Origin of the sequence: Mesorhizobium qingshengii (assembly GCF_027563465.1) — a bacterium.
GTDB classification, from domain to species: Bacteria; Pseudomonadota; Alphaproteobacteria; order Rhizobiales; family Rhizobiaceae; genus Mesorhizobium; species Mesorhizobium qingshengii_A.
Window position 1 is genome coordinate 146,850 of sequence record NZ_JAPFQA010000008.1, and the last position, 17,356, is coordinate 164,205.

23 protein-coding genes and 2 pseudogenes are annotated in these 17,356 nt (G+C 61.8%); 13 read left to right on the top strand and 12 right to left on the bottom strand.

Annotated features, from left to right (window positions below):
• Nucleotides 1-40: 40 nt before the first annotated feature.
• From OOJ09_RS19275 to OOJ09_RS19300, 6 genes and pseudogenes are all read left to right on the top strand, one after another.
• A complete protein-coding gene (locus OOJ09_RS19275) occupies nucleotides 41-760 on the top strand; it encodes an ABC transporter permease (protein ID WP_269906701.1) in 720 nt (239 codons plus the stop codon).
• Complete coding sequence (locus tag OOJ09_RS19280) at nucleotides 757-1,578, top strand: ABC transporter permease (protein WP_269906702.1); 822 nt, start codon at nucleotides 757-759, stop codon at nucleotides 1,576-1,578. Before OOJ09_RS19275 ends, OOJ09_RS19280 begins: the two co-directional genes overlap by 4 nt.
• Nucleotides 1,579-1,688: 110 nt before the next feature.
• Nucleotides 1,689-2,558, top strand: coding sequence for an NAD(P)-dependent oxidoreductase (locus tag OOJ09_RS19285; RefSeq protein WP_269906703.1), 870 nt, complete (start codon nucleotides 1,689-1,691; stop codon nucleotides 2,556-2,558).
• Nucleotides 2,555-3,284 (top strand): annotated as a pseudogene (locus OOJ09_RS19290) (DNA alkylation repair protein). The gene OOJ09_RS19285 and the pseudogene OOJ09_RS19290 overlap by 4 nt, the downstream one beginning before the upstream one ends.
• Nucleotides 3,281-3,820, top strand: coding sequence for a GNAT family N-acetyltransferase (locus OOJ09_RS19295; protein ID WP_269906704.1), 540 nt, complete (start codon nucleotides 3,281-3,283; stop codon nucleotides 3,818-3,820). Before OOJ09_RS19290 ends, OOJ09_RS19295 begins: the two are co-directional and overlap by 4 nt.
• Nucleotides 3,821-3,881: 61 nt before the next feature.
• Nucleotides 3,882-4,454: a DUF3299 domain-containing protein gene (locus OOJ09_RS19300; RefSeq protein ID WP_269906705.1), complete on the top strand. Its 573-nt coding sequence runs from the start codon at nucleotides 3,882-3,884 to the stop codon at nucleotides 4,452-4,454.
• Nucleotides 4,455-4,468: 14 nt separating this feature from the next.
• Here OOJ09_RS19300 and OOJ09_RS19305 read toward each other — a convergent pair whose 3' ends face one another.
• The 4 genes from OOJ09_RS19305 to OOJ09_RS19320 all read right to left on the bottom strand — a co-directional run bounded on the left by OOJ09_RS19305 (nucleotide 4,469) and on the right by OOJ09_RS19320 (nucleotide 6,967).
• On the bottom strand, nucleotides 4,469-4,960 hold the full coding sequence (locus OOJ09_RS19305) for an Lrp/AsnC family transcriptional regulator (RefSeq protein ID WP_006205209.1): 492 nt from the start codon (nucleotides 4,958-4,960) through the stop codon (nucleotides 4,469-4,471).
• 108 nt (nucleotides 4,961-5,068) lie between these two features.
• Nucleotides 5,069-5,749 (bottom strand): uracil-DNA glycosylase family protein, encoded by a 681-nt coding sequence (locus OOJ09_RS19310; RefSeq protein WP_269906706.1) that lies wholly within the window; start codon nucleotides 5,747-5,749, stop codon nucleotides 5,069-5,071.
• Nucleotides 5,689-6,300, bottom strand: coding sequence for a glutathione S-transferase (locus tag OOJ09_RS19315; protein ID WP_269906707.1), 612 nt, complete (start codon nucleotides 6,298-6,300; stop codon nucleotides 5,689-5,691). Before OOJ09_RS19315 ends, OOJ09_RS19310 begins: the two co-directional genes overlap by 61 nt.
• Before the next feature lie 43 nt (nucleotides 6,301-6,343).
• Nucleotides 6,344-6,967 (bottom strand): thermonuclease family protein, encoded by a 624-nt coding sequence (locus OOJ09_RS19320; RefSeq protein ID WP_269906708.1) that lies wholly within the window; start codon nucleotides 6,965-6,967, stop codon nucleotides 6,344-6,346.
• A gap of 75 nt (nucleotides 6,968-7,042) precedes the next feature.
• On the opposite strand from OOJ09_RS19320, the gene OOJ09_RS19325 reads away from it, so the two are divergent.
• Nucleotides 7,043-8,560, top strand: coding sequence for a sensor histidine kinase (locus OOJ09_RS19325; RefSeq protein WP_269906709.1), 1,518 nt, complete (start codon nucleotides 7,043-7,045; stop codon nucleotides 8,558-8,560).
• A gap of 33 nt (nucleotides 8,561-8,593) precedes the next feature.
• On the opposite strand, the gene OOJ09_RS19330 is transcribed toward OOJ09_RS19325, so the two are convergent.
• A complete protein-coding gene (locus OOJ09_RS19330; RefSeq protein ID WP_269906796.1) occupies nucleotides 8,594-9,592 on the bottom strand; it encodes a nicotinate-nucleotide--dimethylbenzimidazole phosphoribosyltransferase in 999 nt (332 codons plus the stop codon).
• A gap of 199 nt (nucleotides 9,593-9,791) precedes the next feature.
• On the opposite strand from OOJ09_RS19330, the gene OOJ09_RS19335 reads away from it, so the two are divergent.
• Nucleotides 9,792-10,025: a DUF1289 domain-containing protein gene (locus OOJ09_RS19335; protein ID WP_269906710.1), complete on the top strand. Its 234-nt coding sequence runs from the start codon at nucleotides 9,792-9,794 to the stop codon at nucleotides 10,023-10,025.
• Between the two features lie 13 nt (nucleotides 10,026-10,038).
• Nucleotides 10,039-10,743, top strand: coding sequence for a TIGR02281 family clan AA aspartic protease (locus OOJ09_RS19340; RefSeq protein ID WP_269906711.1), 705 nt, complete (start codon nucleotides 10,039-10,041; stop codon nucleotides 10,741-10,743).
• 16 nt (nucleotides 10,744-10,759) lie between these two features.
• Here the strand turns inward: OOJ09_RS19340 and dusA are convergent, their stop codons facing one another.
• Nucleotides 10,760-11,755, bottom strand: coding sequence for a tRNA dihydrouridine(20/20a) synthase DusA (dusA, locus tag OOJ09_RS19345; protein WP_269906712.1), 996 nt, complete (start codon nucleotides 11,753-11,755; stop codon nucleotides 10,760-10,762).
• A 128-nt stretch (nucleotides 11,756-11,883) separates the two neighbouring features.
• Between dusA and OOJ09_RS19350 the strand changes: the two genes are divergently transcribed.
• From OOJ09_RS19350 to OOJ09_RS19360, 3 genes and pseudogenes are all read left to right on the top strand, one after another.
• The gene (locus OOJ09_RS19350; protein ID WP_269906713.1) at nucleotides 11,884-12,972 is read left to right on the top strand and encodes a site-specific integrase; all 1,089 of its coding nucleotides are present in this window, start codon (nucleotides 11,884-11,886) and stop codon (nucleotides 12,970-12,972) included.
• Nucleotides 12,953-13,081, top strand: a pseudogene (locus OOJ09_RS19355) (zinc-binding alcohol dehydrogenase family protein); the annotation flags it as partial. The gene OOJ09_RS19350 and the pseudogene OOJ09_RS19355, both read left to right, overlap by 20 nt.
• A 254-nt stretch (nucleotides 13,082-13,335) precedes the next feature.
• Nucleotides 13,336-13,596, top strand: a complete 261-nt coding sequence (locus OOJ09_RS19360; RefSeq protein ID WP_269906714.1) for a hypothetical protein — start codon at nucleotides 13,336-13,338, stop codon at nucleotides 13,594-13,596.
• On the opposite strand, the gene OOJ09_RS19365 is transcribed toward OOJ09_RS19360, so the two are convergent.
• The 3 genes from OOJ09_RS19365 to OOJ09_RS19375 all read right to left on the bottom strand — a co-directional run bounded on the left by OOJ09_RS19365 (nucleotide 13,586) and on the right by OOJ09_RS19375 (nucleotide 15,277).
• Nucleotides 13,586-13,801: a hypothetical protein gene (locus tag OOJ09_RS19365; RefSeq protein ID WP_269906715.1), complete on the bottom strand. Its 216-nt coding sequence runs from the start codon at nucleotides 13,799-13,801 to the stop codon at nucleotides 13,586-13,588. The genes OOJ09_RS19360 and OOJ09_RS19365 overlap by 11 nt on opposite strands.
• Before the next feature lie 90 nt (nucleotides 13,802-13,891).
• Nucleotides 13,892-14,902, bottom strand: a complete 1,011-nt coding sequence (locus OOJ09_RS19370; protein WP_269906716.1) for a sensor histidine kinase — start codon at nucleotides 14,900-14,902, stop codon at nucleotides 13,892-13,894.
• A 72-nt stretch (nucleotides 14,903-14,974) separates the two neighbouring features.
• Nucleotides 14,975-15,277 (bottom strand): hypothetical protein, encoded by a 303-nt coding sequence (locus tag OOJ09_RS19375; RefSeq protein ID WP_269906717.1) that lies wholly within the window; start codon nucleotides 15,275-15,277, stop codon nucleotides 14,975-14,977.
• 365 nt (nucleotides 15,278-15,642) lie between these two features.
• Between OOJ09_RS19375 and OOJ09_RS19380 the strand changes: the two genes are divergently transcribed.
• Entirely contained in the window at nucleotides 15,643-15,819 is a 177-nt protein-coding gene (locus OOJ09_RS19380; RefSeq protein ID WP_181179957.1) for a hypothetical protein, read from the top strand.
• 14 nt (nucleotides 15,820-15,833) lie between these two features.
• Here OOJ09_RS19380 and OOJ09_RS19385 read toward each other — a convergent pair whose 3' ends face one another.
• The 3 genes from OOJ09_RS19385 to OOJ09_RS19395 form a co-directional block, all read right to left on the bottom strand.
• Nucleotides 15,834-16,046: a hypothetical protein gene (locus OOJ09_RS19385; protein ID WP_269906718.1), complete on the bottom strand. Its 213-nt coding sequence runs from the start codon at nucleotides 16,044-16,046 to the stop codon at nucleotides 15,834-15,836.
• 113 nt (nucleotides 16,047-16,159) lie between these two features.
• The gene (locus OOJ09_RS19390) at nucleotides 16,160-16,621 is read right to left on the bottom strand and encodes a hypothetical protein (protein ID WP_269906719.1); all 462 of its coding nucleotides are present in this window, start codon (nucleotides 16,619-16,621) and stop codon (nucleotides 16,160-16,162) included.
• Nucleotides 16,622-16,699: 78 nt separating this feature from the next.
• On the bottom strand, nucleotides 16,700-17,161 hold the full coding sequence (locus OOJ09_RS19395) for an Hsp20 family protein (RefSeq protein ID WP_269906720.1): 462 nt from the start codon (nucleotides 17,159-17,161) through the stop codon (nucleotides 16,700-16,702).
• Between the last annotated feature and the right edge of the window lie 195 nt (nucleotides 17,162-17,356).

Consider the following 17,356-nt stretch of genomic DNA (forward strand, 5'->3'; position numbering starts at 1 on the left):
TCCATTCATCTTGGTAGCGCCGTGGGGATAAGACCTGTCAATGCCAGCCCAAAGCATATGGACACTTCTCAGTTGGGGACCTGATGGCTGGCTTGACGATATCGCTTATGGCGTCATTGTAACGGTTCTTCTTGCGCTGGCGACGCTTCCCATCGGTTTGACGATTGGCTTTTTTGTCGCGCTGGGCAAGCAGTCCGAAGAGCCTTCGCTGCGGCTGGCCGCCAACATCTACACCACGGTCTTTCGTGGCCTGCCGGAACTGGTGACGCTTTTCCTGTTCTTCTTCGGCATGCCGATCCTGCTGCAACACCTCATCCGATATTTCCGCCCCGAAGCGACCATCGACGTCAACAGCTTCTTCGCCGGGATGATCGTGCTCGCCCTGATCTTCTCTTCCTACGCCAGCGAGGTTTTCCTTTCGGCCTTTCGCGCGATCCCGAAGGGGCAATATGAGGGTGGCTATTCCATTGGCCTGTCCAAATGGCAGACGATGCGCAAGGTGATCTTGCCGCAATTGCTTCGCATCGCGTTCCCCGGCCTGGAAAACTGCTGGCTCAGCCTGCTCAAGGACACCTCGCTTGTCTCGGTCGTCGGTCTCGCGGAGACGTTGCGCAATGCCGGTGTGGCGGCTCGCGTTACCAAGCACTCGTTCCTGTTCTACAGCCTGGCGGCTCTGGTCTTTCTCGGTCTGGCAGTTGTGTCGTCCTTCGCCACCGGTGCCATTTTGCGCTCGCTCGGCAAACGAGAGGCACAACGATGAGTGCTACAGCCGCCATGGTCGAACGGCCGCCACCGCGAGCGCGCGGCTGGCCGCGCCGGCGCATCATCGGCTATGCGCTGGTCTGCCTGTGGGTAGCCTTTGGCCTTGGTATCGTCAGCTACCTTTTCCTTGCCTGGAACGCCGCCTTCTTCGCCAAATACGCGCCGGCCTATCTGCAGGGACTCGGCGTCACCCTGTCGCTGGTTGCCATTTCGATGGTGCTTGGCGCGGTTCTGTCTATGCCGGTTGCCTATGGACGCATGTCCAGGAACCGGATTCTGTCCGGGCTCGCCTATTGTTACGTCTACTTCTTCCGCGGCACGCCGCTGCTGGTTCAGACGTTTCTGGTCTACTACGGGCTGGGCTCGTTCAGACCGCAACTCCAGATGGTCGGGCTCTGGGATTTTTTCAAAGACGCCTTCAACTGCGGTGTCTTCGCCTTTGCGCTCAACACGGCCGCCTACCAGGCCGAGATTCTGCGCGGCGCCATTGAGAGCGTGCCCAAGGGCCAATGGGAAGGCGCAGCTTCGCTCGGCCTGCACAAGCTGCAGACGCTGCGCAAGATCATCCTGCCGCAGGCCTTGATCGTCGCCTTGCGGCCCTACGGCAACGAGCTGATCCTTATGGTCAAGGCTTCGGCGATCGTCGCCATCATCACCGTCTACGACCTGATGGGTAACGCAAAGCTCGCCTTCGCCAACAGCTTTGACATCCAGGCCTATATCTGGGTGGCCTTGGTGTACCTCGTGATGGTCGAGTTGTTGCGCCACGCGATCGAATGGATCGAGCGCCGGATTACCATCCATTTGAAACGCTGAACCGTTCATTCGGCTGTACCAGTAGATCAGCCGGCACGCGTCTTGACGAATTGAGCGCAGAGCCTAGAGCTTTCGCGGCAAATTCTGTTTTCATTCTGAAGGGCAAGCTCATGGCATCTGTGGCATTTCTCGGTCTTGGCGTGATGGGCTATCCAATGGCCGGGCACCTCAGGAACAAGGGCGGCCACGACGTCACCGTCTACAACCGCACCAAGGCCAAGGCCGAGCAATGGGTTGGACAGCATGGCGGTGGCTTCGCCGCAACACCGGCGGAGGCGGCCGAGGGCAAGGATTTCGTCTTTTCCTGCGTCGGCAATGACGACGATTTGCGTTCGGTGACGACAGGTCCGGACGGCGCCTTCAAATCGATGAAGAAAGGTTCGGTTTTCATCGACAACACCACCGCCTCGGCCGAGGTGGCGCGTGAACTGGCGGCGGCGGCGGAAGCGCGCGGCTTTTCATTCCTCGATGCTCCGGTCTCGGGCGGCCAGGCCGGTGCCGAGAACGGCGTTCTCACTGTCATGGTCGGCGGCGAGCAGGAAGCCTTCGACAAGGCCAGGCCCGTCATCGATGCCTTTGCCCGCATGGTTGGCTTGATGGGCTCCGCCGGCGCTGGCCAACTCACCAAGATGATCAACCAGATCTGTATCGCCGGACTGGTGCAGGGACTGGCCGAGGGCATCCATTTCGGCAAGAAGGCCGGGCTCGACATCGAGAAGGTGATCGAGGTGCTTTCCAAGGGTGCTGCCGGATCCTGGCAGATGGAGAACCGCCACAAGACGATGAATGCCGGAAAGTATGATTTCGGCTTCGCCGTCGACTGGATGCGCAAGGATCTCGGTATCTGCCTGGACGAGGCTGACCGCAACGGCGCCAAGCTGCCGGTGACCGCACTTGTCGATCAGTTCTACAAGGATGTGCAGGCGATGGGCGGCAAACGCTGGGATACGTCATCGCTGCTGGCGCGGCTGGAGAAATAGCACTTGGCTGCGATGTCTCAGCCAGATCCGGATTGGACGGCCGATGACATCGTTGCCCATCTAAAGGCATTGCGCGCTCCCGAAAATCTCTCCGGCATGGCGCGGTTCGGCATCAACATTGCGACCGCGCTTGGCATCGGCAATTCGGATTTGCGGCCATTGGCGCGCAAGGTGAAGCGCAAACACGAGCGGGCTCTGATGCTATGGGACAGCGGCATCCGCGAGGCGCGGCTGATGGCAGCGTTCACCGGCGAGCCGAAAAAGATCACCATCGAAGAATGCCGCCGCTGGGCGGGCGACTTCGATTCCTGGGAGGTCGTAGACAGCGTCTCGGACCTGTTTGCCGCAACGCCTTTCTGGCGCGACCTGATCGACGAGTTCGCCACGGACGAGCGCGAATTCGTCCGCCGAACCGCGTTTGCCATGCTGGCATGGGCAACGGTGCATTTGAAGAAGGAGCCTGACACAACCTTCTTGAACTATCTGCCGCTGATCGAGGCTCATGCCGGCGATCCGCGCAACTTCGTCAGGAAGGCGGTGAACTGGGCGCTGCGGCAGATCGGCAAGCGGTCTTTGAACCTGCACGGCCCTGCCCTTGCCCTGGCGCAAAAGCTGACAGCCTCAGCGAACAAGACGACGCGCTGGATCGGCAAGGATGCCGTCAAGGAACTCACCGCCCGCAAAACGCTCGAGCGGCTGTCGGCAAGGACGATGCCCAAAACATGATCGATCTGGATTTCGTTCCTGTCACCAGGCAGACATGGCCGGACTTCGAGAAGCTGTTCGAACAGTCCGGTGGCCCGAAATACTGCTGGTGCATGAGTTGGCGTGAGCTTGCTGGCCGTCAGTCGAGCAGCGGTGCCGACAAGAAGCGGGCGATGGAATCGACTATCGCGGCCGGAACACCAGTGGGCATCATCGCGCGCGCCGGTGAGGAAGTCGTCGGCTGGTGCTCCGTTGCGCCACGCGAGTCGTTCAGAAAGTTGTCGCCGGATCAGAACGACAATGAGAAGGACATCTGGTCCATCGTCTGCTTCTTCGTCGCTCGCCCTCACCGTGCTGTCGGCATCGGCCCTCGTTTGCTTGAGGCCGCCGTCGATCACGCCTTCAAGAGCGGCGCATCCGCTGTCGAGGCCTATCCGGTCGATCCGGATTCGCCGAGCTTCCGCTTCATGGGCTTCAAGCCGATGTTCGCCGCGCGCGGATTCCACGAGACCGGCATGGCCGGTTCTCGCCGACATGTGATGCGGCTCGTCCGTTGACGTCGTCGGTAGCGGCGGCTTTACTTGACCTCAAAGGGAGCGGCCGGGAACGGATCAGCCAATGAGCAACCGTCGCAAATCAACCATGGCACTCGCGGCCGCGTTGTTGGTATGCGTTGCCGCCGCCGATGCCTCGGCCGAGACCGCGCACATTTTCTGGAAGGATCTGCGCCCGGCGACACAAGCCGCGGCCGAAAACGCCGGGCTTCCGATGATCGCGGCCAAGATGCCCGATCATGGCGAAACGCTCTCCACCAACCTGCAGGACAGGACCATCCAGTTGGCCGGCTATGCATTGCCAGTCGATCGCGACGGCGACCTGGTCTATCAGTTCCTGCTGGTGCCATGGACGGGCGCCTGCAGCCACATGCCGACACCGCCGCCCAACCAGATCGTGCTGGTCACGCCGGCACACCCCTACAAGATGTCGGAGGCTTATCAGCCGGTTGCCGTCACCGGCACGCTGATGCCCGGGATGGAGAAGAGCCAGCTGTTCATCCTCGACGGCGTCAGCGTCATCCAGTCCGGCTACGCCGTACGCAAAGCAGACGTGGTGAGCGTGGATATGGTTCCCGATACGATCACGCTGCCGGTGAACTCGCCCTGGACCTTCCTCAACAGGAAGAAGAACTGAGCGGTCCGGTCAGCTCAAGCTGCATTGGCGCCCGATTCCTTGTCCAGCACCATGTAATCGAGCGGGATTTCGGTGGTGTACTTGATCTGCTCCATGGCGAAGGACGACGACACGTCACGGATCTCGATCTTGGCGATCAGCCGCTTGTAAAAGGCGTCATAGGCGGCAATATCGGGCACCACGACGCGCAAGAGATAGTCGACATCGCCGCTCATGCGGTAGAACTCGACCACCTCGGGAAACTCCTGGATGACCTCGGAAAAGCGCCGCAGCCATTCATGGCTGTGCGAGTTGGTGCGGATCGACACGAAGACGGTGACCCGCACATTGACCTTTTCGTGGTCGAGGATAGCGACGCGCCGCTTGATGACGCCCTCCTCCTCGAGCTTCTGGATGCGCCGCCAGCAAGGCGTCGTCGACAGCCCGACCTTCTTGGCAACGTCGGCGACCGCGAGTGTCGCATCCTCCTGCAAGAGGCGGAGAATTTTTCTATCAAGGCGGTCCATGTCGTGCTCCCAAGGGAATAGATTGGCTATACTCCGCCTTATCAAGGCCTTTCACAAGAAAGAAATTCTGCCGGTAGGCCGAAAAGCGAGTGATTTCTTGCTGAAAGGTCAACCGAGGCGATAGCGGATTTCCGATCGCAGGAAAGGCAGCAAATCCATTTCAAACCAGGGATTCTTCTTCAACCAGCCGGTGTTTCGCCATGATGGATGTGGCAGCGGCAGCACTTTCGGGCCGGCGGAAGTCTCCCAGAAGGCACGCCAGTCCATCACCGTTTCCGTCAGCGAGGGTCGGCGCGCGGCGCCCATGTGCCAGGACTGCGCATAGATGCCGATCGTCAGCACCAGATCGATCCGCGGCATCAAGGCCATCAAAGGCGCGCGCCAGGCCGGGGCGCATTCGCGCCTCGGCGGCAAGTCCCCGCCCTTGGCGTCCTGGCCGGGAAAGCAGAAGCCCATCGGCACGATGGCGAATTTTTCGATGTCGTAGAATTCGTCGCTCGTTACCCCGAGCCAGCTGCGCAAGCGGTCACCGGAGGCATCGGTGAATGGCATGCCCGTGACATGCACCTTGGTTCCCGGCGCTTGGCTGGCGATCAGGATACGGGCGTTGGACGAGGGTCGCAGCACCGGTCGCGGCTCGTGCGGCAGCGGCTTGCCGATCGGATTTTCGACACAGATGCGACAAGTCCGAACCGTCGCGGCAAACCTATCGAGTTCCGCACTCATTTTCAGGCTGCTGCGCTCGGTCGACTCGACACCGCCTGATGCCAGCGCAACACATGGGTGCATTCTTCCGGCACCTTGATGCGTGCCGGCTTCATGAAGTCGACAGCAATCAGGCCTGTGATGTCGGCTATCGAATAGCTGTCGCCGGCTATGAACTCCCGGCTGCCCAGTTCACTGTCCAGAATCCTGAGGAACTCCACGGCCTTCGGCTTGTTGGCCTCGCCCCATTTGGCAATCTGCGGGATTTCCCATTCCTTCATGGCCGGGTGGATATGACGAAAAGCCTGCGCGACGCAGCTGAGCAGGTTGAACTCCATCCGTCTCTGCCACATCTCGACCTGCGCCTTGCCGAGGGCGCCGCGTCCGAACAGGGCCGGCTCCGGATGCAGCTCCTCGAAATAGCGGCAGATGGCAACGGATTCGGTGATGACGGTGCCGTCGTCGAGCTCCAGCACCGGCAGGCGTCGCAGGGGGTTGCGCGAGCTGACCGCCTGCTCCCTGTGCTCCAGCGCGCCCATGTCGACGGGCACCAGCGGCACCGCGATGCCTTTCTCGGCCAGGAAGACGCGCACCCGCCGGGGATTGGGCGCCCGGCCGCCGTCGAAGAGCTTCATTCCATCCTCCCGTCCGTTCTCGGTCCAGTTACAGGATGCGCGATCACCAGAAGCGGAAAATCTCGCGCACGGCATCGCCGATCGACACCAGCGTGCCGTGCTTTCTTTCGACGACTTCGCCGTGATGGCTGTAGCGCCAGTCCTGCGGCTGGTCGAATGTGCCCGCCCAGATGCCGGCCTTTCCCGCGCGGGCGCTGGCTTCCTCGCTCTCGTAGCCGCCATAGGCGACCGCCCAGCCCGCCTCGACCTGCGCACGGTTGAGATCCTTGCCGCCGGCGGTGCAGTCGCCAAGCAGCCGGCCGTAGCGGTCACGCTGCCAGCCGGTGCAGGAAACGGGCTTGCCGGCGATCAGCCGCACCAGCGATTGGCGCGCAAGTGTCCCGCAAGGATAGTCGGCGCCATTCTTGCGGCAGGTCTGCGAATACTCCGGGGCGTCGATTCCGCGCATGCGGATGCGCTCGGTGCCGAGCGTGATCGAATCGCCGTCGTTGACGATCGCGGCTCCCTCCGTCTTGCGGGTCTCCACCCGGTCGAGGCGAGCCGCCAAAAGGATCAGCAACCCGAGAATGACGACGGTCAGGCCGTAATCCGCCAGCCGGTGCCACAAGCCTCTTTGACGCGGCGCGGCGTATCGCCGGCGCGGCCCTGGGGCCCATGAACGGCTCATATGGCAAACGGTTGGTTAATCATTCGAACGTAGCTTAACACTCGGAAACCGCTGCTCGCATAAATTGAAGTTTTGATGCCCTTGCAACGCTCGAACACAGCGGACAAGTTCATTGTGGACCGCAGGAAACGCCATCGCAACAGCGATGTCGCGCGCGCGGTGCGCAAGACGCGCGACCGTCTTTCGCAGCAAGCCGGCAATCCCGATTTCGATCGCGAACTGCTGAAGCTCCACGCCCGCGCCATGACAAGCGGCGCCATCGCCATTCCGCTTCTCGTCCTCGCGATCGCGGCAGCCGGCCGGCTTGCCGGCGTCGGCAACGAGATCGGCCCCTGGGCGCTGTTCACTTTGACCTGCTACACCATCGTGGCCTTCATGGCGCGGCGCGTTGAACGCGCGGAAGCTTCCGATCTCAACCCCTTGCAAACACGACGGGAATTCCTGATCGGCCACTTCCTTTGCGGCCTTGGTTGGGGCTGGTTCGTCTGGCTTGGCTGCGACGCCTGCCAGGTCGACCAGTTCCAGGTGGTCAAGGCCGTGGTGCTGCTGTTCGCCATGGCGGCGACCGCGGTCATGGCTTCATCTCTGCGCGGGGCGTTGTTGGCGACCTTTGCGGTTCCGGTAGCGCTCTACGCCTATGCCGTGGTCAAGCTGTGGATGCCGGTCGAGGCGATCATGGCCGGGCTGCTGGTCGTGTCGCTGCCCTTCTTCGCCTATGTGGCCCGCCACCTCAACCGCTCCTCCCTGATGCTGCTGTCCTTCCGCTCCGAAAAGGATGCGCTGATCGCCGAACTGGAAACAGCGAAATCGATGTCGGACGAAGCGCGGCGGCGGGCGGAGGATGCCAATCTGGCGAAGTCGCGGTTCCTCGCCTCGATGAGCCACGAGCTGCGCACGCCGCTCAACGCCATTCTCGGTTTTTCCGAGGTGATGTCGAACGAGGTGCTGGGGCCGATGAGCAACCCTACCTATCGCGACTACGCCCATGACGTGCACGAATCCGGCCAGCATCTGCTCGACCTGATCAACGAGATCCTCGATCTGTCGCGCATCGAGGCCGGCCGCTACCAGCTCAACGAGGAGCCGGTGATGCTGCTCAACATCGTCGAGGATTGCTGCCACATGATGGAACTGAAGGCACGCAACAAGGATATCCGCGTTGTCCAGGATTTCGAGCATGAGTTGCCGCGCCTGTTCGCCGATGAGCGGGCGGTGCGGCAGATCACGCTCAACCTTCTGTCGAATGCCATCAAGTTCACCGCCACCGGCGGCGAAATTCGCGTTCGCGTCGGCTGGACAGCCGGCGGCGGTCAATACATTTCGGTCAAGGACAATGGTCCCGGCATACCCGAGGATGAGATCCCGATTGTGCTCTCGGCCTTCGGCCAGGGCTCGATCGCCATCAAGAGTGCCGAGCAAGGCACAGGTCTTGGCCTGCCGATCGTGCAAGGGTTGTTAGCCATGCATGGCGGCGAGTTCGAGCTTCATTCCAAGCTGCGCGAGGGCACCGAGGCGATCGCCATCTTCCCGCTGAGCCGGGTGATGGAGGAGCTGCCCGCGCTGCCGACCGCGGCGGTGGCGCGCCGGCGGTAACGGAAATCGTCCCGGCGTAGCCTTGTCTGGTGCCTAGCCACGAACAGCCGCGGCCATGCCCGAACTGGTCAGAGCCGCCGCCTTGACCAGACCTGCGGCAAGAGCGGCCCCTGCTCCTTCGCCATGGCTTATGCCGAGGTCGAGCAATGGCCGCAGACCAAGGCGTTCGGCGGCCCGGGCATGCGCGGGCTCTGGCGACAGGCTGGCAAGAAGACAATGGTCGAGCGCTGCGGGGTTGGCGGCATGCAGCACCGCCGCGGCAGCCATTGCCGCGACTCCGTCGAGCAGAACCGGAATTTTCTGCATCCGTGCGGCGAGGATGGCGCCGGCTATCGCCGCGAACTCGCGGCCGCCGACCCGGCGCAGCACCTCCAGCGGGTCGCCGAGATGGCCGCCGTGAAAGGCCAGCGCCGCATCGACCACGTCAGCCTTGCGTGCCTGCATCGCCGCCTCGGCGCCCGACCCCGGACCGACCCAGTCAACGCCCCTGCCACCGAACAGCGCCGCGAACAGGGCGGCGGCGACGGTGGAATTGCCAACGCCGAGATCGCCGAGGCAAAGCAGATCAGTGCCGCCCGCGATCGCTTCCATGCCGAAGGCCATGGTGGCGGCGCAGCCCCGCTCATCGAGTGCCGCATCCTCACTGATGTCAGCGGTCGGGATATGCAGGGCAAGATCGAAAACCTTCAAGCCGAGATCATTGGCGATGCAGATCTGGTTAATCGCGGCACCTCCCGCCGCGCAAAGCTCGACCGCATTGGCGGTCGCCGCGACCGGCCGAGGCGAAATGCCGTGGCGGGTGACGCCGTGATTGCCGGCAAAGACCGCCATCAACGGTCTCGTCACCGCGGGCGGAGCACGGCCGCTCCAGGCGGCCAGCCAGGCGGCAATGTCCTCGATGCGGCCAAGTGAATTCCCGGGCTTGTCGGCCTTGGCAAACAACGTGCGCACGCGGGCCTCGGCCGTTGTGTCGGCTGCCGGCAAATTGGCCAGCAGGTTGCGAAAATCATCGAAAGGCAGCGTGCTGGTCATGTCGTTGGCGATCATTCCATGGAGTTGGTGAGCGGCATAGCCGCGTTGCGTTGTCGGCACAACCTCCCGGATCATGCTCCTGCATTTGCCGCAAAGGTGACCGCGGGGGGCGCAATCGCGAGGGCTTGCATTGGCTTTGCGGTTGCACCATGTGGAGATGGAACAAGGGATTCCGGCTGGAAGCCCTCAAGAGAAAGTCATGACGGCCATCGAATCCCCGTGCATCCTCGTCTGTTCGATAGACATGAAAACCGGCTTCTGTTTCGGTTGCGGCCGCACGCGCGAGGAAATCGGCGCCTGGGTGGGGATGACGCCGGAAACGCGCCGCAGTGTCATGGCTGAATTGCCCGCCCGCCTGGAGACGGTCGAGCGCCGGCCACGTCGCGAAACGCGCCGCACACGCATGGCGCGAGAACGCGACGCGCTTTCGTGAGGCGGCCACGCGGATGAACCGGTTGTTCTGGATACTGATGGCGGCGATCGGGGTGGGAACGGTCCTGCTGATGTTCAACGATTCCGGCGGCAGCACGCTCGGCGTCGAGAATTACGATTTCGGCCGGTTGATCTGGCTTGGCGCCTTTGGCGCTCTTATCGGCGCCGGTCTGCTCCGCTCGGGTCGACCGTTGGGCGCCATGGCCCGCAACCTCGGCGCCTGGGCGGCAATCGTGCTCGTGCTGATCGCCGGCTACCAGTATCGTTACGAACTGCAGGATATTGCCAGCCGGGTGACCGCGGGTCTTGTTCCCGGCAGTCCGCTCGCCCTGGGCATCGACGATGGCCACGCCACGGTGACGCTCGAGAAGGCCGACAATGGTCATTTCGAAGCGAGAATCCTGGTCAACGGCAACCCGGTGCGGGCCGTTGTCGATACCGGCGCGACCAGCACCGTGCTGACATCGGAGGACGCGCAAGCCGCCGGGTTCAATCCAGCGGTGCTCAACTACACCATACCGGTCTCGACCGCCAACGGCATGGCGCGCGCCGCCGCCGTGAAAACCGACGAGGTGGCGATCGGCGGCATCGTGCGCAAGGACATGTCGGTGATGGTCGCGGCACCGGGCATGCTCAGCCAGAGTCTGCTCGGTATGAACTTCATCGGCTCGCTGTCGGGCTTCGACGTGCGCGGCGACCGCATGATCCTCAGGGATTGAAGCCAGCCTTGACGTGTCAGGCCGCTTCGGCCGCCGCTCCACTGAATTCAACGGCGGCGAAAGCCGTCTTCAGCACGTCCGGTCCAGCGCCGGGCCGGGTCGCGTCGGTGGACAGGATCTGGCGGTAGCGGCGCGCGCCGGGCAATCCGTGGAACAGCCCGACCATATGGCGCGTGACATGACCAAGCCGGCCGCCCTGCTCGATATGGCGTGCCGCATAGTCCGCCATCCTGTCGATCAGCGCGGCGAAATCGAACGCATCGGACTTGACGCCATAGAAGGCGGCATCGACGCCGGCCAGAATGCCGGGCGTATGGTAGGCAGCGCGGCCAAGCATGGAGCCATCGACATGATCGAGATGCGCCCGCGCCTCTTCAATGGATTGAATACCGCCATTGATACCAATGAATTCGTTTGGTTTTCTGGCCTTAAGCCGATAGACGCGGCTATAGTCGAGCGGCGGGATGTCACGGTTTTCCTTGGGGCTCAGCCCTTCCAGCCATGCCTTGCGCGCATGCACCCACAACGCGTCGGCGCCGGCATCGAAGACACCGTCCGCCAGCGCATCGAGCGCCGGCTCGGGATCCTGCTCGTCGACGCCGATGCGGCATTTGACGGTGACGGGAATTGTCACCACTGCTTTCATCGCCGCGACGCAGTCGGCGACGAGGTCAGGCACCTTCATCAGGCAGGCGCCGAACGTGCCCGACTGGACGCGGTCCGACGGACAGCCGACATTGAGGTTGATCTCATCATAACCGAAGGCTTCGCCAATGCGCGCCGCCTCGGCAAGCTTGCGTGGATCGGAGCCGCCGAGCTGAAGCGCGACCGGATGTTCCGCCGCGTCGAAGCCAAGCAACCGCTCGCGCGCGCCGTGGATGATCGCGTCGGCCACCACCATCTCGGTGTAGAGCAGCGCACGGCTCGTCAACTGGCGATGGAAGAACCGGCAATGCCGATCTGTCCAGTCCATCATAGGCGCAACGGAAATCCTATGAGCTTGATTTATCACGCTTTTTCTCGTATTTTCAGGGCCTTAAAACGTGCACACGTTCGCCGTTTGTACGACACGATATCCGTCAGTTTTCGCATTTTGTACTCCTCCCTGTGCACACAGCGTGCACGAAAAAGAGACCACCCATGGCATCCATCAACAAGTTGGCTTCCGGCAAGTGGCGTGTGCAGGTTCGCTGCAAGGGTCACTACCTCAGCACCAGCTTCTCGCTCCGCAAGGACGCCGAGATGTGGGCGCGCCGAATTGAGCGAGAAATCGACCTGGGTCAGAAACCTGCTCCCAAGCACAAGGACGGGATCAAAACGGTCTCCGACCTGATCGACCTGCATATCGCCGATATGGCGGAAGTTGGCAAGGCGACCGGGCGTTCGAAGGCATTCAGCCTGGACCTGCTACGAGCCAGGCTCGGAAGGCTCAACATCGCGGATCTCAATCGCGAACAGGTCATAAAGTTCGGCAAGGAACGAGCCGAGGAAGGCGCCGGACCTGTCACCGTTGGAATAGACATCGGATACATCCGGACATTGCTGGTGCACGGCGCGGCTGTGCATGGACTGCCTTATTCAGCGGAGCCGGTGGAACTTGGTCGTGTCGCCCTCACCCGCTTGGGTCTTGTTGGCAAGGGTAACGAGCGCGATCGGCGACCGACGCTTGACGAGATAGAGGCCCTGATCCGATACTTCAGAGGAAACAACTTCCAGATTATCCCCGTCGACAAGATCATCCGCTTTGCGATCGCAACCGCCATGCGGCTCGGGGAAATCTGCAACGCTACGTGGGAGGACCTCAACGACCGCAACAACACCCTGCTGATAAGAGATCGCAAGGACCCACGCCACAAGAAGGGCAATCACATGCGTATCCCGCTCCTCGATGTGAGTGGTTACGACGCCCGCGCGATCCTCGAAGAGCAGCGTTTTTCCACTGAGGGAAAGGGACACATCTTCCCCTACAATGGGAGATCGGCCGGAACTGCCTTCCGACGTGCCTGTCATGAACTTAAGATCGAGGATCTGCACTTCCACGACCTGCGTCACGAAGGCACAAGTCGCCTGTTCGAAGCTGGCTTCACCATCGAGCAGGTCGCGATGGTCACCGGACACAAGGATTGGAAGATGCTACGCCGCTATACCCATTTGAGGCCGGAGCAACTTCATCTGATCGCGGCGAGGCTTCAACAGACATCGCTCGAGTGCCGAGCTGCAACTGGTTGACGAACGCATCGTCGGACCGGCCCCGGCGTCGCTGTCGGCGGGTGCCGCTGCGGCTCTACCGCTGACGGCGCTCACGGCTTGGGAGATGCTGTTCGATCGCTTCGACGTATTGGCGGCTCACCGACGTCTGCGTTTGCTAACGGCCGCTATTTCAACAACCACATCCGCAACCACGTCCCCTCGCCGCTCCAAGGCCGCGGCACTCGCTATGCTCCAAAGACATCTCGGCAATTGCAACATCGCGGCTCTCGATCGCGAACGGCTCAGATGTCTTATCGAGCGTAGCGTCCTGTCAAGGCGATGAGACAGCGGCCGCTCCGCACCAATTGCAGGCCGAAATTATCCCATGGAGAGGATATCCGCGTGACACACGACGACGCCATGCAACTGTGCAAGACCATCGCCCATAACATGGGGCGCCTGTCCGGCATTGCCCAGCAACTTTATCGGCATGCCACCGAGGGCATGGAAACTGACGTAACGGTGCTGCGAAGGAATTCCGTGGAGGTGGTGCGCGACATGACCGGTGCCCTGGACGCGCTCCTCGACTTGGCCGAGGTGTCACCGGGGCCGAGAGCCGCATTGACCGACAAGAGACTTTGCCTTCTCAGGGCTACTTTTTGATGATGTTGCCATGGTTCAGGTCGAAAGCCTGGGCATCGCCGGCTTGCCTGTGGAAGTCGTCCTGCAGTTCCCCCCAGTCGCCTAGGTAGCGGCCGCAGTTGCTGCAATGGATGGGCGTACTGTCAGTGGCGTCATCGGGGATGTCCAACTGGACTGTCCCGCACGCCTTGCAGTCGAGCTTGTGGTCGAGCCTCTTGGGGTCCATTGGGCCTGGGCCTCCTGTCAGCTCGCTTTAGCGCCCTCGATGCCTAGGGTCCAGTAAAATTCATGGAGGACGCTACGGCGGGTGAACCGGCTATTGCGCGAGGCGCTCCGGCTGGACGTTAAGCGTGACGATCAAGCCCTGTTTTGACCAATCGTAGTCGATCGAACCACGCAGATGTCCTGTGACGCTGCGCTCAACCAGCCTGCTGCCGTAGCCGGGCGCAGCCGAAGGTGTCTCGACGAGCGGGCCCCCACTTTCTGTCCAGACGATGGTCACCTTTTCGTCCTGCGCCGAGCAAGAAACATCCAGCGTTCCCGCCTCGGCCGACAGGGCACCATATTTGAGAGAATTGGTGGCAAGTTCATGGATGATAAGCGCAAGGATGGTTGCCGAGGATTCACCGACGCTCATCCGGGGCACCGACACCCGGATGCGCCCGCTAAACGCCCCCAGGTCGTCATAAGGGGCCAGTAGGACCGTGAGCAGGTCGCCTAGCAGCGCCGAGGCGGCCTTGGTCTGGCCGGGCACCGGCCGTACAAGATCATGGGCGCGCCCCAAGGCCGTCAGCCGCTGGGTGAGCTCGCGCGCCATGTCGTTGGTCGTGGTCGTGGAACGGGACGTGATGGCCGTAAGACCGGAGGCGATGGTGAGCAGGTTCTTGACGCGGTGGCTCATTTCGCCGGCGAGAAGCTCACGGCCCTCCTCGGCCTGCTTGCGGCCGGTCACGTCAATGAAAATGCCGAACATCAGCCGCTGGACCATTCCTTCGTCGTCGCCCTGGCCCCGGGCGGAGATCCACTTGAGCTCGTCGCCGATCATGATCCTGAAATCAATCTCGTAGGTGCCGACGATCGACCGGGTGGCGTTGAAGGCGGCACGCACCCGATCGCGGTCGGCCGGATGGATGTGTGCGGACAGGTCTTCAAACTTGACGTCTTTGGTGCGCGGAATGCCCCACAGGTCATAAGCCCGGTCATCCATCGCCAGCGCATCGGTGTCGACATTCCACGACCAGAGGGTCACCCCTGCGGCCTCGACAGCCCGGATGAGGTTCTTGGGTTCCCAAAGGAGCGGCTTGAGATGTTCAGCGGTGGTTGTCATTGCGACTCGCAAGAATCTCGGAAGAGCAGGAAACGGCTTCGAAGTTGAAACACTGGGCAGACTAACCGAAGGTCAATGAAGGTCGATGAAAAAGTCGCAGATCAGGTCCGCAACCTTGACCGCTTCGAAATCCGTCATATGGGCGGCTGTTTCCACCGCCGTCCGTTCCAGGTCGTCCTGATCGACGGCCAAAAGATCGAGGATCCGGGCGAACCTGATCTTGAGCTCCCGGTCCCTTTCGAACTCGTTGATGGTGACCTGCAGGATGCTCTCTGTGGCGTTGATCAGGCGGGTCTGGATGCTGTCAGACGACGCCGCAAGGGTGCGTATCGCCGCGAAAATATGCTCTCGCGCATTGGCTTTGGTTTCGTCCATGTGAATACCTTCTTCGCTTTCAAACACGCCTTGGACGGGTGGCATGGGAAGCGATTGATGAGCGCAGGAAATAGGATCGTGTTCTGCGACGCACTCACCTGGCGGCGCTTTGCACGGTCTCGGACCTTCCGGATGGGGAGGCAAGCGGTCCGTAGCACAGTTTTGTGCGATTACCCACCTGCGTTTTGGGGGCGCACGTAGCTAGACCTCACGGCTTCGTGAGGTTTCGCCACCCCAAAGGCGAGGTCCATTACGCGGGGTGCGCAGGGCCCTCTTCCACAACCGGAGGTCGGTAAGTATCGCCGGAACGAATTGCGCGGCCCGCCGTTGCGTCTGCAGCTTGAAGCAGGGAACGGGGATAATCCATGGGCAAAGACGAAGACGACGCCCGCACGGCGGAGCGTGATCGGCTGGCAATCAGTCTGGCCAAGGAAACCGGAATCTCCGAAGCGCAGGCACGTGACCTCATCAACATGCTTGGGACTGATCGCAATTCGCTGCTGCGCGAAGCACGCCTGATATATGGCCAGCGCCTGCGCTAGACGCCCGCGCGAGATCAGTCGACCGTCGAATCGATAACCCCATAATCCACGGATTTTGCGGAGCGGTCTCTGCCGTGGCCAGAAGCATTTTGACCAAGTCGAAGCAACTCCCGCACCGCATCGGAACGGCTCGGCATTCTTCGATCGAAGCGCCACGCGTCGAGAACCGCGAGTTCTTCGGAATTGAGCATGATCTGGAGACGATAAGTGCGCTTTGGAATTGTCATCCGCTCTCCTGCTGCCGTTTTAGCGATCTCATTCGGTGACCTCGGCCCTCTTCCGCGCGGCAGCGGATCGGCTGCCCCGCCCGGGGCAGCCGCATGAATGAGTATACGGAAACTTAGGCATACGCGAGGTCGCGGCTGACCGTTGCGCCCCTTCCACCCAGGGGGCGCGGGCGCGGCGCAGCTGATACCGGGCATGGCGGCGGGTCGTCGTCATCGTCGGGGCCGAAGAACCGGCCGGTCCGTCGCCAGGACGCACCACGACGTGCAGAGGACCGCCAAGGCAGAACGCGGGCCGAAAATCTTTCCCCTGCTTCGGGCATCTCATCCAAGGCCTTCAAGGCACTTATAATCCGTTCGACAGGGATGACGGTTCCATTGTCCAGCCGGCGCAGCGTCGGCTGATTTTCCACCACATATGCGTCGGAGGCCCACGAGGCGAGCAAAGCCCGCTTCTCGGCACGGCTGACACGTGGATGGCGGATGACCTGCTCAGGATCGCCGAGCAAGTACAAAGCCGCTTCCATTCGTGGCAAGCGTTGGAAAGCATTTATCGAAGTCTGGTTCTGGGTGTCCATCTCCGTTCTCCGCAATCTGGGCCTCCCGGCCGAGACCGGGAGGCGGACCGCAGTGTTATGGGCTAATGGACGCGATGATCACGCGGCTTTGCGCGCGCGCTCCGTGTCCTGCGAGATCTGCTTGCTGACCGCAGCATCGCCGGCCCCGATGCTGATGCGGCGCGGCTTCAGCTCCTCGGGAATCTCCCTGACGATGTCGATCGCGAGGAGGCCGTTCTCAAGGGTTGCCCCTTTGATCTTCATGTGATCGGCCAGTCTGAACGTCTGCCTGAAGCTGCGATAGGCGATCCCCTGGTGGAGCAATTGACGTCCGCTCTGGTCATCGGCCTTTTGGCCCACGACAACCAGTTCGGGGCCATGCTGGGTCAGTTCAACCTCGTCCGGACTGAACCCCGCAATCGCCATAGCGATGCGATAGTCGTTCTCGCCGACCTTCTCGATGTTATAGGGCGGCCAGTCGGTTCGCGTGCCGCTATCGAGCATGTCAAAGAGACGGTCAAAACCGACGGTGGTGCGATACAGAGAGTCAAAGCTTCTCATAGCCACATTCTCCTTGAAGCAACATGGGTACAAGGGACGCCGCCCCAGTGCGGCGCCGCCGTTTTGTCGAGCCATATACAGCCTCGACGGCGGATGACTTAGGAGCCGACCAAAACGCCTTCAAGAGCCCTGCTGAAAATTTTATTCTTTCACCTGCTCGGCCACGAAGCAGGTGGTGCTGATGCCCTCGCGGAG

What these genes read in the sequence shown, in the direction of transcription:
- OOJ09_RS19275 (WP_269906701.1), top strand. Translation starts at nt 41, where the DNA reads ATGCCAGCCCAAAGCATATGGACACTTCTCAGTTGGGGACCTGATGGC.
- OOJ09_RS19280 (WP_269906702.1), top strand. Translation starts at nt 757, where the DNA reads ATGAGTGCTACAGCCGCCATGGTCGAACGGCCGCCACCGCGAGCGCGC.
- OOJ09_RS19285 (WP_269906703.1), top strand. Translation starts at nt 1,689, where the DNA reads ATGGCATCTGTGGCATTTCTCGGTCTTGGCGTGATGGGCTATCCAATG.
- OOJ09_RS19295 (WP_269906704.1), top strand. Translation starts at nt 3,281, where the DNA reads ATGATCGATCTGGATTTCGTTCCTGTCACCAGGCAGACATGGCCGGAC.
- OOJ09_RS19300 (WP_269906705.1), top strand. Translation starts at nt 3,882, where the DNA reads ATGAGCAACCGTCGCAAATCAACCATGGCACTCGCGGCCGCGTTGTTG.
- OOJ09_RS19305 (WP_006205209.1), bottom strand. Translation starts at nt 4,960, where the DNA reads ATGGACCGCCTTGATAGAAAAATTCTCCGCCTCTTGCAGGAGGATGCG.
- OOJ09_RS19310 (WP_269906706.1), bottom strand. Translation starts at nt 5,749, where the DNA reads ATGCACCCATGTGTTGCGCTGGCATCAGGCGGTGTCGAGTCGACCGAG.
- OOJ09_RS19315 (WP_269906707.1), bottom strand. Translation starts at nt 6,300, where the DNA reads ATGAAGCTCTTCGACGGCGGCCGGGCGCCCAATCCCCGGCGGGTGCGC.
- OOJ09_RS19320 (WP_269906708.1), bottom strand. Translation starts at nt 6,967, where the DNA reads ATGAGCCGTTCATGGGCCCCAGGGCCGCGCCGGCGATACGCCGCGCCG.
- OOJ09_RS19325 (WP_269906709.1), top strand. Translation starts at nt 7,043, where the DNA reads ATGCCCTTGCAACGCTCGAACACAGCGGACAAGTTCATTGTGGACCGC.
- OOJ09_RS19330 (WP_269906796.1), bottom strand. Translation starts at nt 9,592, where the DNA reads ATGACCAGCACGCTGCCTTTCGATGATTTTCGCAACCTGCTGGCCAAT.
- OOJ09_RS19335 (WP_269906710.1), top strand. Translation starts at nt 9,792, where the DNA reads ATGACGGCCATCGAATCCCCGTGCATCCTCGTCTGTTCGATAGACATG.
- OOJ09_RS19340 (WP_269906711.1), top strand. Translation starts at nt 10,039, where the DNA reads ATGAACCGGTTGTTCTGGATACTGATGGCGGCGATCGGGGTGGGAACG.
- OOJ09_RS19350 (WP_269906713.1), top strand. Translation starts at nt 11,884, where the DNA reads ATGGCATCCATCAACAAGTTGGCTTCCGGCAAGTGGCGTGTGCAGGTT.
- OOJ09_RS19365 (WP_269906715.1), bottom strand. Translation starts at nt 13,801, where the DNA reads ATGGACCCCAAGAGGCTCGACCACAAGCTCGACTGCAAGGCGTGCGGG.
- OOJ09_RS19370 (WP_269906716.1), bottom strand. Translation starts at nt 14,902, where the DNA reads ATGACAACCACCGCTGAACATCTCAAGCCGCTCCTTTGGGAACCCAAG.
- OOJ09_RS19375 (WP_269906717.1), bottom strand. Translation starts at nt 15,277, where the DNA reads ATGGACGAAACCAAAGCCAATGCGCGAGAGCATATTTTCGCGGCGATA.
- OOJ09_RS19380 (WP_181179957.1), top strand. Translation starts at nt 15,643, where the DNA reads ATGGGCAAAGACGAAGACGACGCCCGCACGGCGGAGCGTGATCGGCTG.
- OOJ09_RS19385 (WP_269906718.1), bottom strand. Translation starts at nt 16,046, where the DNA reads ATGACAATTCCAAAGCGCACTTATCGTCTCCAGATCATGCTCAATTCC.
- OOJ09_RS19390 (WP_269906719.1), bottom strand. Translation starts at nt 16,621, where the DNA reads ATGGACACCCAGAACCAGACTTCGATAAATGCTTTCCAACGCTTGCCA.
- OOJ09_RS19395 (WP_269906720.1), bottom strand. Translation starts at nt 17,161, where the DNA reads ATGAGAAGCTTTGACTCTCTGTATCGCACCACCGTCGGTTTTGACCGT.